Source organism: Nocardioides sp. NPDC057772, assembly GCF_042798075.1.
GTDB lineage: Bacteria > Actinomycetota > Actinomycetes > Propionibacteriales > Nocardioidaceae > Nocardioides.
Genome location: NZ_JBHVKN010000036.1, coordinates 1 through 14,154 on the forward strand (window position 1 = coordinate 1; position 14,154 = coordinate 14,154).

Here is a 14,154-nt window from a genome sequence, read left to right on the forward strand (position 1 = left end):
ACCAGCAGGGCTTTGGCTTCGGCGTCCTCGAACCTGGCGGGGTCGATCTCACGCAAGATCCGGTTGCCCACGATGCGGAGTTCGTTGGCGGTCAGCCGGGTGGCGTAGTCGACCAGCAGCTTCTCGGCCAGGACCAGATCCTCAGCACTGGCGACCGGGTTGGTCTCGATCTTGTCCAACGCCTGAGTGATCACCCGGGCTTTGTCCGGGGACACCACGCCCTCGGCGAGGCCGGCGGCGACGAGCTCGTACTTCGCGACGCCCGCCGCGAGCTTGATCTCGGACCGGGCGACCGCCTTGTCCACGAGCAGCTCGGTCCGCAGCCACCCCGAGGCGTCCTTGCCCCCTGTCTCCTCGGCGATATCGCCGGCAGTAGCGAGGACCCGGAGCTTCAACGCCGCCTGCTGAGCCTGGACCTTCTCCAGTCGTTCGAGCAGGTCCTTCTTCTGCCCGGTCCGCCAATACACCGGATCGGACGCCAGCAGGTCATGGAGAGAGGATTCGATGGCGCTCAACGCAGCATCGATCGCATCGCCGGGGTTGGTGCCCCAGTGGTCGATCGCGCGACCGAGACTCATCGCCGTCCTCCCTTCAGAGGTGTGCTGTGATGGGTCCAATTCTACTCCTCAAAGGCCGCCAGATCCACCTATCTTCCCAGGTCAAAGCCGCTTTTCTTGCCGAGTGAACGGCATCGTACTTGTGGATGGTAAGTGGCCCGAAGGGCCACCATCCCTCCCGAAAGCAGCCCGGTCCCGTACAGGAATTTCGCTGCGCCACACCCGGGCCGTCGCCCCGATAGCCAGCCAAATCTTTTCTCGACGGGCCCCGGTGTCAAGGACCGCGAAGCGGCCGGCGAAGCCGGCGGCCGAAGGCCGTCCTTTACTCCGGGGTCCGGCGAGAAGACCCTCGAAACCGGGTCGGCGGCCCACCCCAACCACGAAGAACAGTCACGGCAGCGTGGTCTCGACAAGCTCGACCACCGAGGCAGTCACCCGCCTGCAGCGCGACACCCAACAGCACCCACAACCTCAGCGACCATCACCCGAAGATCCCCCAGAGACCCAGGCTGCGATGAGACACCCCCGGCGCCGATCGTGACGACCGTGCCCCCGCCCGAGACCTCCGGCCCCAGATCGCACGCCCAGAAGGCCCGCGCACTGCGACCATCACCATCGACGTACGCCCGCCCACCGGCAACCGCGAACGAGTCCTTCACGGCGCCGATGCGCCGGTGCTCGACGTCCCAGTCGTTCTGTTCGAACGACGCCGTGGCCACGACGCTGCCGACCTCCCCATCGACGCTGTCACTGACGACAGCACAGGTCCAGCTCCCCCGATCCCCGAGGGGCAGCGGTTTGGGATCAGAGGCTCTGAACAACGCTGTGCCGAGCACCGACGACACACGACGGGTGCTCATCCTACAAGCGGTCGGCTCTGCGTACGTCTCGAAGGGCCCGTCCAGTGGATCGGCATCGCAGCCGCCGGCGTACTCGGCCGCTGCCCGAAGCACCTTGCCGAACGCCTTCGCGGATCCTTCGATCTCAGAGGAGGTCCAGACGGAGATCGCCGGCAGTCCTGGCCAGTATCGGGAGCACACCCAGGTGCCCTCGAAACTGCCGTCAGCGCGAGAGAAGCCGGCGAGCCCGTCGTGGAAGCTCGTCCGGTGCGGACTCGATTCCACTCTCCGGAGCCGCCTCGGCCAAGTCTCCGCATCATCGGCGAGCGCCATGAGCTCGAGCTCGCCGGCGTCGGACCCTTCTCCTCCGATGATGGCCGAGCAGCGCTTCCCGAAGCCATACCTCTCCACGAACCTGTCGGTACCGAGCAGATCCTCGATGAGGGCTGTCCGTACGCCACACACCGTCGCCTTCTCATAGCGAGGCGTCAGACCACTGCGCCACTTCCACACACCACCGCCCGCCACCAGCAGCACGATCACGACGCCGACGACGACCACACGAGAGTTCACGACATCCCCCCAGGTCCCGAGACAACGGCATGATCTCACCGCTCGGCGTCGTACCACGTACGCAGCCGGGCGATGATCGCATCCATGGAGCCGTCCTGGAACGCACGCCCGAAGACCCCGTCGTTGAACCGCTCGCCCCGCACGTAGACGGTCGCCAGCCGTGCCGCGTCGGCGACCGGCGCTGTGGCCAGACGAGCGGGCTCGGTGCGCAGCGGGTTGCCGCTCATCCATTTCATCCAGTCGACGTTCGCACTCGGGAGCGCGACGTAGAGCTGCCACAGCCGGTCGCTGTATTCCGGGTACGGCCACTGGATCACGCCGGCCTCGTTCTTCTCGCCGCCGCCCCAGGTGAACTCGCGGTCCTCGGCCGTCAGGCCGTCGGCGAGCTCGAAGAGCTCACGCCACGTCTTCTCCGGCACGCTCCGCAGCGCGGCCTCGACCTCGGCGTCCGAGGGATCGAGGGCCTCGCGGGCACGGTCGAAGGCGTCGTACGCCTTCTGGTCGAAGAGCACGACACGGGCCTCCTCGACGGAGGTCCGGGCGCGGGCGAGGGTCCACAGCGAGACGTAGGCAGCCTCGTCCAGCGGGTAGCGGTAGACGCCGGTCGAGATCGCCGGGAACGCCGCCGTGCGCGCCCCGAGCTCGTCGGCGACCCGGAGCGACTCACGGAAGCACGAAGCCAGCAGACCGCTGTTGTCCTGGCCCTCGCCGAACACGGGGCCGACCGTGTGGATCACCCACCGCGCGGGCAGGTTGCCCGCCGTCGTCGCGACCGCCTGCCCGACCGGCAGACCGTCGGCGAGCCGCCCCGCCCTCAGGCGCCGGCACTCCTCGAGGATCGCCGGGCCACCGCGTCGGTGGATCGCGCCGTCCACTCCTCCACCGCCCAGCAAGGACGAGTTGGCGGCGTTGACCACCGCGTCGACCTGCTGCTCGGTGATGTCCCCGCGTACGACCGTGATCCTCACGCCGTCAATCTAGCGATCCGGGCACGGGCGACCCATGCGGCGGGGCCGACCGCGACGGCGACCCCCGCCGCGAGGGAGGCGAGGACGCCCAGCCACCCGAGACCGGCGGCCTCGAGCCCCGGGTAGACCTGCCAGTGGACGAGGTAGATCCACAGCGACGACGCGGCGAGCACCGCGGTCACCCGGGCCAGCGGCCACGGCAGCTGGGCGGGCCACGGGATCAGCAGGACGAGGATGCCGAGCGCGACGGTGGCCTCGCGGACCAGATCTCCGAAGAAGCCGTACGTCCCCACGACGACGAGCGAGGCCACGAGCACCCTCTGCCACGGCCGCTGCGCCTCGGCGGCGGCCCACCCGAGCGCCACGCACCACAGGACGCAGCCGATCGTGTAGCGCTCGGTCGCGCCGGCCTCGAGGCCCACCCACAGGTACCGCACCGCCAGGGTCGCGCCGACCACCGCCACGGCCGCCCCGAACCGATGAGTCCGCTGCCACCGGTCGAGGGCGGGCACCAGGAGCAGGAGGGCGAGACCGGCGAAGGACCAGGTGATGACCTCGAGGAACCACAGCTGCCAGTCGCGGGTCCACTCGTCGCTGCCGAGCGCCTGGTTGAGCCCCAGGGCGGTCGGCCAGTGGTAGCGGTCGCTGATCAGAGCCACCGCGGCGACCCAGAGGCCGGCCGGGAGCGCGACCGCCGCCGCGCCCCGGAGCAGCCGACGAGCGCGCAGAACCCGGGTCGGAGCGGTGAGCCCGAACCGGGCGAGGTTGAAGCCGGCGACCGCGAGCAGGATGTGCGCGCCGCCGAGAAGCGTCCACACGTCCGCGTGGCTGCCGACGATCGCGACGATGGCCACGGCACGCAGCAGCACCGGGATCTCGACGGGCCGCAGCCAGCGCCGCGGACTCCGCGCGCTCGCGGCGAGCTCGGTGATGCTGCGGTGCTGCCAGCCGATCGGCAGCGTGCCGAGCCGCTCGCCGAGCTGGGTCGCGATCTCGACGAAGGAGAGCGAGTCACCGCCGAGCGAGACGAAGCTGTCGTCCACCGTCGCGTCGGGCCGACCCAGCACGGCGGCGTAGACCGTACGCAGCGCCTCGGCGTCCGCGCCCGCGGCCAGCCCCTCGACCGGCGGTCCGGCAGGCGGGCCGGCGTCGGCGACGCTCGCCCAGGCGTTGAGGGTGGCGTAGTCGACCTTCCCGTTCGGCGTACGCGGCATCTCGTCGATCCGGTGGACCTGGACCGCCGCGCGCGGCAGCGCCACGATGCCGCCGACGCGCTCCGGCAACCCGGCGACGGACTCAGGATCGGACGTGAACAGGTGCAGCCGACCTCCCGGCGCGACGGCACGCGCGGAACCGGAGCCGGGACCGAGCTCGGACTCGATCCGGTCGAGGTCGAGACGCAGCCCGAGGACCTTGCCGAACCGGCTGCGCCGGCCGGTGATCTCCCACAGGCCGTCGTCGGCCTGCCGGGCGAGGTCGCCGGTGCGGAGCTCGGTGACCTCGGGACCACGGGCGAGGTCGCCGACGCTCTCGGCGTAGCCCATCATCACGTTCGGCCCGGTGTAGACCAGCTCGCCGACCCCCTCTCCCACGCCGTCGACGGGATCGAGTCGGAAGTGCCCGCCGGGGATCGGGATACCGATCGCCTCGGGCCGGCTCGCGGCGAGGGCCGGCGGGAGGTAGGCCATCCGGGCGGTGGCCTCGGTCTGGCCGTACATCACGACCAGGTCCCATCCGCGGGACGCACCCAGCGCGGCGTAGCGACGGACCGTCTCGGGTGGCATCTTGCCGCCGGCCTGGGTGATGTAGCGCAGCGACGGCAGCGAGCGGTCGGCGAAACCCGAGGTGTCGAGCAGGTCGAAGGTGTAGGGCACCCCGGCGAACGAGGTGGCGCCGTTGCGGGTGGCGACCTCCCAGAAGCACTCGTCGGCGACCGAGAGGTCGGTGAGGATCACCGCGGCCCCGGCACTCAGGTGGGAGTTGAGCACCGAGAGGCCGTAGCAGTAGTGCAGCGGCAGCGAGCTCATCGCCTTGTCGGCCGAGGTGAGCCCGAGGTAGGCGGCGATGCTGGCCGCGTTGGCAGCCAGGTTGTCCCGCGAGAGCCTGACCAGCTTCGGCGACCCGGTCGACCCCGAGGTCGACAGCAGCAGGGCGAGATCTGGGTGGAGCTGCGCCGAGCCCTCGAACGCGGCCCGGTAGCGCGTGCGGAGCTCGTCGAGGTCACTGCCCGGCGGCGTCAGCAGCACCGGGCGACGAGCGGCCAGCGCGGCCAGGTAGCCGATCACCGAGTCCAGGTCGTTGCCGGCCTCGAGCAGCACGACCCCGCGGGAGACTCCGTAGGCGGCCGCTCGATCCGTCACCGCCTGCTCCAGCTCGGCGTAGGTCAGCGTCGCCTCGGCGGTGATCACCGCCGGATCCCCCGGCCGCCCGTTCAGGAGCAGATGCGCACCGGTCGCGATCGTCGAGCTCATCGAACGTCTCCGGCGTAGCCGACCAGCGGCCCGACGACCTCGAGCGCGACCGTGGCCCCGATGTCGGGGATGCCGGTGCCGGCGACCCGGGCGGTGACGCGTACGTCGTCGCTCAGCCGCACCCGGATGGTGGCGTCGTGGCCGAAGAAGGAGACCTCCTCGACGACGCCCTTGGTGCCGGAGGTGGCGTCGGGCGAGACCTGCACCTGCTCGGCCCGGACGACCAGCGTCACCGGTCCGGCGGGCTGCGGCGCGGTGAGCGTGACCTCCCCGAGCGGCGAGTCGGCCTGCCCGTCGGCGCCGACCTCGCCGCGCAGCAGCGTCGCCGACCCGAGGAACGCGGCCACCCCCGGATGCTCGGGGGTCAGGTAGACGTCGACCGCCGAGCCGACCTGGAGGAACCGCCCGGAGGCCATCACGGCGACCTGGTCGGCCAGCGAGAGGGCCTCGCCCTGGTCGTGGGTGACCAGCAGCGCTGCCGCGCCGGCCGTACGCAGCGCCCGCACGACCGCACGTCCGGACTCCTCGCGCAGCCCCGCGTCCAGCGAGGAGAACGGCTCGTCGAGGAGCACGAGCCCGGGCCGGGGCGCGAGGGCACGAGCCACCGCGACCCGCTGCTGCTGACCGCCGGAGAGCTCGTGCGGATGCCGGTCGGCGAGCTCCACGGGCAGCTCGAGCAGCCGGAGCAGCTCGGCCACCCGAGCCTGCCGCTCGCCGCGGGACACGGAGCGGCCCAGCCCGAAGGCGATGTTGCCGCCGACGTCGAGGTGCGGGAACAGGGCGCCCTCCTGCGGGACGTACCCGATCCCCCGGCGCCGCGGCGCCAGCCCGGCGACCGAACGGCCACCGATCCTGATCTCGCCGGCGCTCGGGGTGATGAACCCCGCGACACAGCGCAGCAGCGTCGTCTTGCCGCAGCCGGAGGCGCCGAGCACGGCGGTGACTCCGTCCTCGACGGTCAGATCGAGCCCGTCGAGGACCTCACGCCGACCGTGACCGGCCCGCAGCCCGCTCACCTGCAAGGCCGCCGTCATCGCTCTACGCCTCTCGAGGAGCGCCCCAGCAGCACCGTCGCCGGCACTGCGAGCAGCACCAGCGCGAGCGCGTAGGGCGCCGCGGCCCCGTAGGCGACCGCGGAGGCCTCGCTCCAGAACTCGGTGGCCAGGGTGGTGGTGCCGATCGGAGCCAGCAGCAATGTGGCGGTCAGCTCGGTCGAGACCGCGAGCGCGACCAGCGCTGTGGCCGTGGCCAGCCCGGGCAGGAGCAGCGGCAGTGTGACCCGCCGCATCGCGCCGGCCCGGCTCTGCCCCAGGCTCAGCGCGACCTCCTCCAGCCGCGGCGGCACCAGTTCCAGCACCCCGCGCACCGCGACGAGCGCCCGCGGCAGGAACAGGATGACGTACGCCGCCACGAGCAGCGGCAGGGTCTGGTAGACCCCGGGCAGCCAGCCGATCGCGACCGTGACCAGGGCCAGCGCCACCACGACCCCCGGAAGTGCGCTGGTGGCGTACGCCGCCCGCTCGACACCCAGCGACCAGCTGGTCCGGTGGCGCACCGCCTCCCAGACGACCGGCAGCGCCGCGGCGGTCGCGACCAGCCCGGCGACGGCGGCGAGGGCGATGCTGGTGCCGACGGCCGGGAGCATCCGAGCCAGGTCGAGCTCGGCCGAGGCGCCACGGACCAGCCAGCGCACCAGGCTGGCCGCGGGGAGGCCGACGGTCAGCGCCACGAAGAATCCGAGCGCGACCACGACCGGCGCGGTCCAGCGACCGAGCCTCGTCCTGGGCGCGGGGCGGGCGGTGCCGCTGCCGACCCGGGCGCGGTGCGCCGGCCCGCGCGCCAGCATCTCCAGGGCCAGCAGTCCGAGGCAGGCCAGCAGGAGCACGCTGGCCAACAGGGTCGCGGCCGGACCGTTGAAGGCCGTGCCGTACTGCTGCAGGATCGCGGTCGTCAGGGTCGGATAGTTGAGCAGCTGCAAGGCGCCGTACTCGGCCAGCAGGTGCAGCCCGACCAGCAGCGCACCGCCCAGGACGGCCGGGGCGAGGGTCGGGAGCACGACGCGCCAGAAGATCTCCCGCGGCCCTCGGCCGAGCGCCGCCGCGACCTCCTCCAGCGAGGGATCCAGGCGCCTCAGCGCGGCCACCGTCGGCAGGTAGACCAGCGGGTAGTAGGACAGCGAGACGACGAGCACGGTCCCGGGATAGGACTGCACCGCGTGGGTCGTCGCCACCCAGGCGTAGCCGTTGACGAACGCCGGGATGGCCAGCGGCGCACACAGCGCCCCGTGCCACCACCCGGCCAGGGGCAGGGAGGTCCGCTCGACCACCCACGCCCCGCAGACGCCGAACACGACGGAGAGCAGGACCCCGGCGACCACCAGCCGTCCGGTGTTCCACAGCAGCTCGCCGATCCGGGGCCGGACCAGGAAGTCGTACGCCTCGGAGGGCCCGACCGACGCGGCCGACCACAGGACGTACCCGACCGGCACCAGGCAGGCGGCGACGATCGCGCCGGCCAGCGCCGGGACCAGCCACCGACGGTACCGGACGGTGTCCAACGTGCCGAGACGCACGCTGCTCAGAGGAAACCTACTTCCGTCATCATGTCGACCACCGCGGCGCTGTCGAGATCGGAGATCGCCACGGCGGGCGGCGCGAGCTCGGAGAACTTCTTCACCGGCGGGTCGAGCTGGACCTCGGGGTTGAGCGGGTACTCCAGCGCGTAGCTGTCGGCCAGGCCCTGCTGGCCGGCCTCGCCGGTGAGGTAGCCGACGAACTTCTCGGCGTCGGACTTGTGCTTCGACGAGGCCAGCACACCCGCCCCGGAGACGCTCACGAAAGCACCGGGGTCCTGGTTGCCGAAGAAGTGGAGCTTGGAGTTGTCGCTGACCTCACCGGACTCGGCCTGGTCGCGATACCAGTAGTAGTGGTAGATGATCCCGACCGGGGTCTCGCCCGCGTTCACGGACTCCAGCACCACGTTGTTGCCGTCGTAGACGGTGCCGTTGGCCTTGAGGCCCTCCAGCCACTTCTTCGTGGCCTCCTCGCCCTGGGTGGCCAGGACCCCGGCGACGATCGCCTGGAAGTCGGCACCGGTCGGCGAGAAGGAGACCTTGCCCTTCCACTCAGGCTCGGCCAGGTCGAGCATCGAGGCGGGCAGCTCGGCCTCGGTGATCTGGTCGGTGTTGTAGACCAGCACGGTGGAGCGGGCCACGAACCCGGTCCAGGCGTTGCTCGTCGGTCGGTACTGCTCCGGGATCGGCGCGGTGACGTCCTCCGGCAGCTTCGCGAGCAGCCCCTCACGCTCGACCGCGGCCATCGCCGGGGAGTTCTCGGTGAGGAAGACGTCGGCGGGCGACTTCTTGCCCTCGGCGACGAGCTGGGCGGCCAGCTCGAGGTCCTTGCCGTTGCGCAGCTCGACGTCGATGCCGGTCTCCTTCTCGAACGCCGGCACCAGCTCCTCCATGAGCTGCTCGTGCTGGGCGTTGTAGACGACCAGCGTGTCGCCGGAGGAGCAGGAGGTGAGAGTTGCCCCGAGCAGGGCAACCGAGACCGAGACCACAACAGCGGAGAGAGGCTTCACGGCCATCCTTTCATTTGGTAAGGCTGACCTTAGAAAGGTTTACCTAAGAATGCGAGAACCAGGATGCAATACATGCGGCTCGCACCAGCTCGCGGGTCGGATCTGCATCGGTTTCAGCGATGTCTTAGGCCAAAAGGATTCGTTTGCCAGAGGAACATGCCGGTCACGACCATGGGTGCTGCGCCTCACACCCATCGGGAGAATGAACATGCCAGACCAGCCAGTCGTCGAGAAGCACACCATCGGCTACGTCCCACCCGAGGACCGCCATGGCAAGGTGCGTGACCTCTTCACCCTGTGGTTCGGGACGAACATCGCTCCACTGCCCGTCGTCACCGGTGCCGCCGGCGTCACCGTCTTCGGTCTCGACCTGTTCTGGTGCCTCGTCGCCATCGTCGTCGGCCACCTCGTCGGCGGCGTCTTCATGGCGCTGCACTCGGCCCAGGGCCCGCAGATGGGCATCCCTCAGATGATCCAGAGCCGCGGCCAGTTCGGTTCCTACGGGGCCCTGATCGTCGTGGTGATCGCGGCCGTGATGTACCTGGCGTTCTTCGCCTCCAACATCGTCCTGGCCGGCCAGTCGCTGCACGGCATCGCCGAGCCGATCCCGGTCGAGGCCGGCATCGTCATCGGCGCGCTCGGCTCCGGCCTGATCGCGGTGATCGGCTACAAGGTCATCCACTCGCTCAACAAGATCGCCACCTGGGTCCTCGGCATCGGCATCGTGCTGGGCACCGTCGCCATCTTCGTCTCCGGCCTGCCCGCGGGCTTCTGGACGCAGGGCGGCTACAGCACCGCCGGGTTCCTCGCCACCGTCTCGCTGGGCGCGCTGTGGCAGATCGCGTTCGCGCCGTACGTCTCGGACTACTCGCGCTACCTGCCGGCCCGCGTGGGGGTGAAGGCGACCTTCTACGCCACCTACCTGGGCTGCACCCTCGGCTCGATCCTGCCGTTCGCCTTCGGCGCCATCGTGGCGCTGGCGATGAAGCCGGGCATCGAGGTCATGACCGGGGTCCGCGACACCACCGGAGCGTTCGGCACCCCTCTCCTGGTGCTGTTCCTCCTCTCGGTGATCAGCCACAACGCGCTCAACCTCTACGGCACCGTGCTCTCGGTGATCACCTGCGTGCAGACCTTCGTCGCCACCTGGATCCCGACCGCCCGCAGCCGCGTGGTGCTCTCGCTCGTGGTGATGGCCGCCTCGACGTACTTCGCCATCGGCGTCTCCGGCAACTTCATCTCGTACTTCGTCGACATCGTGCTCGCGCTGCTGGTCGTGCTGGTCCCGTGGACCGCGATCAACCTGATCGACTTCTACCTGATCCACCGCGGCAACTACGACCTCGACTCGATCTTCGCGGCCGACGGCGGCATCTACGGCAGGTTCAACGGCCAGGCGATCCTCGCCTACGTCATCGGCATCATCGTGCAGATCCCGTTCATGGCGACCCCGCTCTACACCGGGCCGGTCGCGGACAAGCTCAACGGGGCCGACCTGAGCTGGATCCTGGGCCTGGTCGCCACCGCACCGATCTACTACCTGCTGGCGCGCGGCCGCAAGCTCGCTCCCAGCGAGGTGGCGCTCGCCCCGCAGGCCTGAACCACCCAGCACTCCCCCGGCGGGAAGGTCGCCTCAGCGGCCTTCCCGCCGTCGTGCTGCACGACCGGAGGAGCGGACGAAGGCCTGAGCACGGGCGGTGAGGCGCACGCCCTTCATCGAGGCCAGCACGACCTCGAGAGGCTCGACCGGATCGCTGATCTCCAGCGTCACGATCTCGGCACCGTCGTACGTCGTGGAGCTTGCCGGACGCTGGTTGAGCACCGACCATCCCTGGCCGTTGGCGACCATCGCACGGACGGTCTCGAAGCCGGCGCTGCGGTGGCGGATCTCGGGGCGGAAGCCGGCCGACTCGACCAGCCGCTCGAAGTACTGGCCGCTGTGCGGCAGGTCCAGGAGCACCATCGGCTCCTTCTCCAGCTCGGCGAGCGCGACCTTCTTCCGCCGAGCCAGCCGGTGACCCTTGCCCACGAGGACGTACGGCGCGGCGACGCCGACCCGGACGTGGTCGATGTCGTCGTCGAGGTCGTAGCCGTACATCAGCGCCAGCTCGCAGCGGCCCGAGCGCAGCGCGTGCTTGAGCGCCGCGTGCTCGTCCTCGAGGACGGAGACGTGGATGCCGGGGTGGTCCTGCTCGCAGGCGGCCAGCAGCCGAGGCAGCTCGAACGGGCCCAGGGTGGTGAAGCAGCCGATGGTGAGGTCGCCGACGAGGGCCTGACCCGCGGAGCGGGCGACCTCGACGAGCTCGCTGGTGTGCACGAGATAGCTGCGCAGCTCGCGGTAGAACTCCTCGCCGGCAGCCGTCAGCGTCAGGCCGCGTGCGTGGTGGCGTAGCAGCAGCTGGACGCCCAGCTCCTTCTCGAGCTGCGCGACGGCCGTGGACACCGCTGACTGCGAGACCACGAGCTGCCGCGACGCGGCGGTCATGGAGCCCAGCTCCGCAGCCGCGGCGAAGTAGCGCAGCTGGGTGAGGGTGAAGGACGGCTCGGCCATGCGGGCCATCCTGCCCGAAGTCACTCTCGTTTCGCCCCGTTGACGCCGTCGACACCGGAGGCGTCGAGGTTGGCGAGCGTCTCGGGGCGCAGCAGCGCGTCGAGGACGGCCGGGTCGAGTCCGCCGGCGGCGAGCGCGAGATCCCGCACCGCCCCGGCACCTCCGAGCGCCGCCTTGGCGATCTCCGCGGACTTGGCGTAGCCGAGCAGCGGCGTCAGCGCCGTGGCCAGCCCGGCGTTGGTGGCAGCCGCGGCCGCGAGCCCGGCGGCGTCGACGGTGATCCCGTCCACGCACATCTCCCGCAGCGAGTCGAAGGCCCCGGCGGTCCAGCTGAAGCCCTGGAGCAGGCCGTGCGCCATCACCGGCTCGAACGCGTTGAGCTGGAGCTGGCCGCCCTCGGCCGCCATCGTGACGGTGAGGTCGTTGCCGATCACCCAGAAGGCGACCTGGTTGACCATCTCCGGGATCACCGGGTTGACCTTGCCGGGCATGATGCTCGACCCGGCCTGGCGGGCAGGCAGCCGGAGCTCGCCCAGACCCGCCTGCGGGCCCGAGCTGAGCAGGCGCAGGTCGTTGCAGATCTTGGACGCCTTGACGACGATCCGCTTCAGCACGCTCGAGACCTGCACGAACGCGCCGGTGTCGCTGGTCGCCTCGACGAGGTCGCCGGCGCCGACCACGGGCAGGCCGGTGATCTCGGCGAGGTGCCGGACGGCGAGCCGGCGGTAGTCGGGATGAGCGGTGATCCCGGTGCCGATCGCGGTGGCGCCCAGGTTGATCTCGCACAGCAGCATCCGCGAGTCGGCCAACCGGGCCAGCTCCTCGCGCAGCGTGGTCGCGAAGGCACCCAGCTCCTGGCCGACCGTCATCGGGACGGCGTCCTGGAGCTGCGTACGTCCGATCTTGGGCACCGCACGGAACTCGGTCGCCTTGCGCGCGAAGGAGTCGGCCAGCGCCTCGGTCGCCTCGGCCAGGCGGTCGAGGGCCCCGACCAGGGCGAGGCGTACGGCGGTCGGGTAGACGTCGTTGGTCGACTGGCAACGGTTCACGTGGTCCAGCGGGTGGATCTCGTCGTAGCTGCCGAACGGCAGCCCGAGGATCTCCAGCGCCCGGTTGGCGACGACCTCGTTGGCGTTCATGTTGGTCGAGGTGCCGGCGCCACCCTGGATCACGTCGACGACGAACTGGTCGTCGAGCGCCCCGGCGCGTACCTCCTGCGCGGCGGCGGCGATGGCACCGTAGCGGCGGTCGTCGAGCAGGCCGAGCTCGTGGTTGGCCCGGGCGGCGGCGAGCTTGACCGCACCGAGGGCGGCGACGAGCGAGCGATGGCTGCCGACCGAGGTGCCGCTGACCGGGAAGTTCCGCAGCGCGCGGGCGGTGTGGACGCCCCAGTAGGCGGTGGCCGGAACCTCGAAGGCACCGAGCGAGTCGTGCTCGGTGCGCGTGGACGGGGCGTCGACGGCGGTCATCGCGCGGCCGCCTCCTCGGCGACGTCGAGCGCGGTCCACGCCAGCGCGGTGGCGGCGTCGAGGAGCGCCTTCTCGGCGTCCCCGCCGACGCAGTGCGCGGCGAACTCGGGCTGGTGGTTGAGGGCGGTCCCGGAGTTGATGCCGACGTAGGGGTGGATCGCGTTGACGACCTGGGAGACGTTGCCCATGTCGGTGGAGGCCCGGTTCATCCGGCGGGCCGGCGTGCCCGGGTCGAAGACCCGGCCGATCTCCTCGGCATTGCGCCGGTACGCCGCCAGCGCGGGTGCGAACGTGCGGAACTCGGCGTACGGCTTGCTCTCCGGCTCGACGGTGAGCGTCGCGCCGGTGGCGAGAGCTCCGGCCTCGAAGCAGCGCCAGACCTTCTCCTCGGTCTCGGCGAGCTGGGCGAGGCTCTCGGCGCGGACGTACCAACGGCCCTCGGTGCGTGCGGGGATCGCGTTAGGGGCTTCTCCCCCGTTGGTCATCACGCCGTGCACCCGCACGGTCGGCGGCAGCTGCTGGCGGAGCAGGCCGATCGCGACCTGGGCGATGGTGAAGGCGTCGGCGGCGTTGACCCCCTGCTCGGGATAGGCCGCGGCGTGAGCGGCCTTGCCCCGGTACTCGACGTGCGAGTGCGAGACCGCGAACGGCTCGGCCTCGGCCACGTCGACGGGCGCCGGGTGGGCCATCATGGCCAGGTCGAGCCCGGCGAAGGCACCGCGCTCGAGCAGCTCGATCTTGCCGCCGCCGCCCTCCTCCGCGGGAGTGCCGTAGACCTCGATCCTCAGGCCCGCCGCGTCGGCGAGCGGGGCGAGCGCGCGGGCGGCGCCGACGGTGATCGCGGAGATCAGGTTGTGGCCGCAGGCGTGGCCGAGCCCGGGGAGCGCGTCGTACTCGGCGCACAGGCCGAGCCGGAACGGGCCGTTGCCGAAGCTCGCCTGGAACGCGGTCTCCAGGCCGAGGTAGGCCGGGGTCACGGTGAACCCGGCCTCCTCGAGCGACTCCGCGACCCAGCGCGAGGAGCGGTGCTCCTCCCAGGCGGTCTCGGGGTGCGCGTGCAGCTGCTCGGAGAGCCTGATGAGGCGTTCGGCATCGCTGCTGACGGTCGCGGCGGCGTCCTGCTTCGCGGTCGTGGCCATGGAGG

At 71.0% G+C, this 14,154-nt stretch carries 11 protein-coding genes and 1 pseudogene; 1 reads left to right on the top strand and 11 read right to left on the bottom strand.

What is annotated here, in order from left to right; translation table 11 throughout:
• The 8 genes and pseudogenes from ACFVJS_RS09105 to ACFVJS_RS09140 form a co-directional block, all read right to left on the bottom strand.
• Nucleotides 1-578, bottom strand: a 578-nt coding sequence (locus tag ACFVJS_RS09105) for a DUF222 domain-containing protein (RefSeq protein WP_378878625.1), incomplete at its 3' end; no start/stop codon positions are given.
• A gap of 410 nt (nt 579-988) precedes the next feature.
• Nucleotides 989-1,957 carry a hypothetical protein gene (locus ACFVJS_RS09110; protein WP_378878627.1) on the bottom strand — a complete coding sequence of 323 codons (969 nt, stop codon included), beginning with the start codon at nt 1,955-1,957 and terminating at the stop codon, nt 989-991.
• Between the two features lie 47 nt (nt 1,958-2,004).
• On the bottom strand, nt 2,005-2,481 hold the full coding sequence (locus ACFVJS_RS09115) for a DUF6508 domain-containing protein (RefSeq protein WP_378878671.1): 477 nt from the start codon (nt 2,479-2,481) through the stop codon (nt 2,005-2,007).
• Nucleotides 2,461-2,937: pseudogene (locus tag ACFVJS_RS09120) on the bottom strand (O-acetyl-ADP-ribose deacetylase); the annotation flags it as partial. The pseudogene ACFVJS_RS09120 and the gene ACFVJS_RS09115, both read right to left, overlap by 21 nt.
• The gene (locus tag ACFVJS_RS09125; RefSeq protein ID WP_378878629.1) at nt 2,934-5,408 is read right to left on the bottom strand and encodes an AMP-binding protein; all 2,475 of its coding nucleotides are present in this window, start codon (nt 5,406-5,408) and stop codon (nt 2,934-2,936) included. The pseudogene ACFVJS_RS09120 and the gene ACFVJS_RS09125, both read right to left, overlap by 4 nt.
• Nucleotides 5,405-6,442 carry an ABC transporter ATP-binding protein gene (locus ACFVJS_RS09130; protein ID WP_378878631.1) on the bottom strand — a complete coding sequence of 346 codons (1,038 nt, stop codon included), beginning with the start codon at nt 6,440-6,442 and terminating at the stop codon, nt 5,405-5,407. Before ACFVJS_RS09130 ends, ACFVJS_RS09125 begins: the two co-directional genes overlap by 4 nt.
• The gene (locus ACFVJS_RS09135) at nt 6,439-7,980 is read right to left on the bottom strand and encodes an ABC transporter permease (protein WP_378878633.1); all 1,542 of its coding nucleotides are present in this window, start codon (nt 7,978-7,980) and stop codon (nt 6,439-6,441) included. The genes ACFVJS_RS09130 and ACFVJS_RS09135 overlap by 4 nt, the downstream gene beginning before the upstream one ends.
• A 5-nt stretch (nt 7,981-7,985) precedes the next feature.
• The gene (locus tag ACFVJS_RS09140) at nt 7,986-8,996 is read right to left on the bottom strand and encodes an iron ABC transporter substrate-binding protein (protein ID WP_378878635.1); all 1,011 of its coding nucleotides are present in this window, start codon (nt 8,994-8,996) and stop codon (nt 7,986-7,988) included.
• Nucleotides 8,997-9,198: 202 nt separating this feature from the next.
• Here ACFVJS_RS09140 and ACFVJS_RS09145 point away from each other — a divergent pair, with 202 nt between their 5' ends.
• Complete coding sequence (locus tag ACFVJS_RS09145; RefSeq protein WP_378878636.1) at nt 9,199-10,590, top strand: purine-cytosine permease family protein; 1,392 nt, start codon at nt 9,199-9,201, stop codon at nt 10,588-10,590.
• 33 nt (nt 10,591-10,623) lie between these two features.
• On the opposite strand, the gene ACFVJS_RS09150 is transcribed toward ACFVJS_RS09145, so the two are convergent.
• From ACFVJS_RS09150 to ACFVJS_RS09160, 3 genes are read right to left on the bottom strand one after another with little or no spacing between them, the layout of a single operon-like run.
• Complete coding sequence (locus ACFVJS_RS09150) at nt 10,624-11,541, bottom strand: LysR family transcriptional regulator (protein ID WP_378878638.1); 918 nt, start codon at nt 11,539-11,541, stop codon at nt 10,624-10,626.
• Between the two features lie 20 nt (nt 11,542-11,561).
• Complete coding sequence (locus tag ACFVJS_RS09155) at nt 11,562-13,010, bottom strand: aspartate ammonia-lyase (protein WP_378878640.1); 1,449 nt, start codon at nt 13,008-13,010, stop codon at nt 11,562-11,564.
• A complete protein-coding gene (locus ACFVJS_RS09160) occupies nt 13,007-14,149 on the bottom strand; it encodes a M20 family metallopeptidase (protein WP_378878641.1) in 1,143 nt (380 codons plus the stop codon). Before ACFVJS_RS09160 ends, ACFVJS_RS09155 begins: the two co-directional genes overlap by 4 nt.
• Nucleotides 14,150-14,154: the final 5 nt, after the last annotated feature.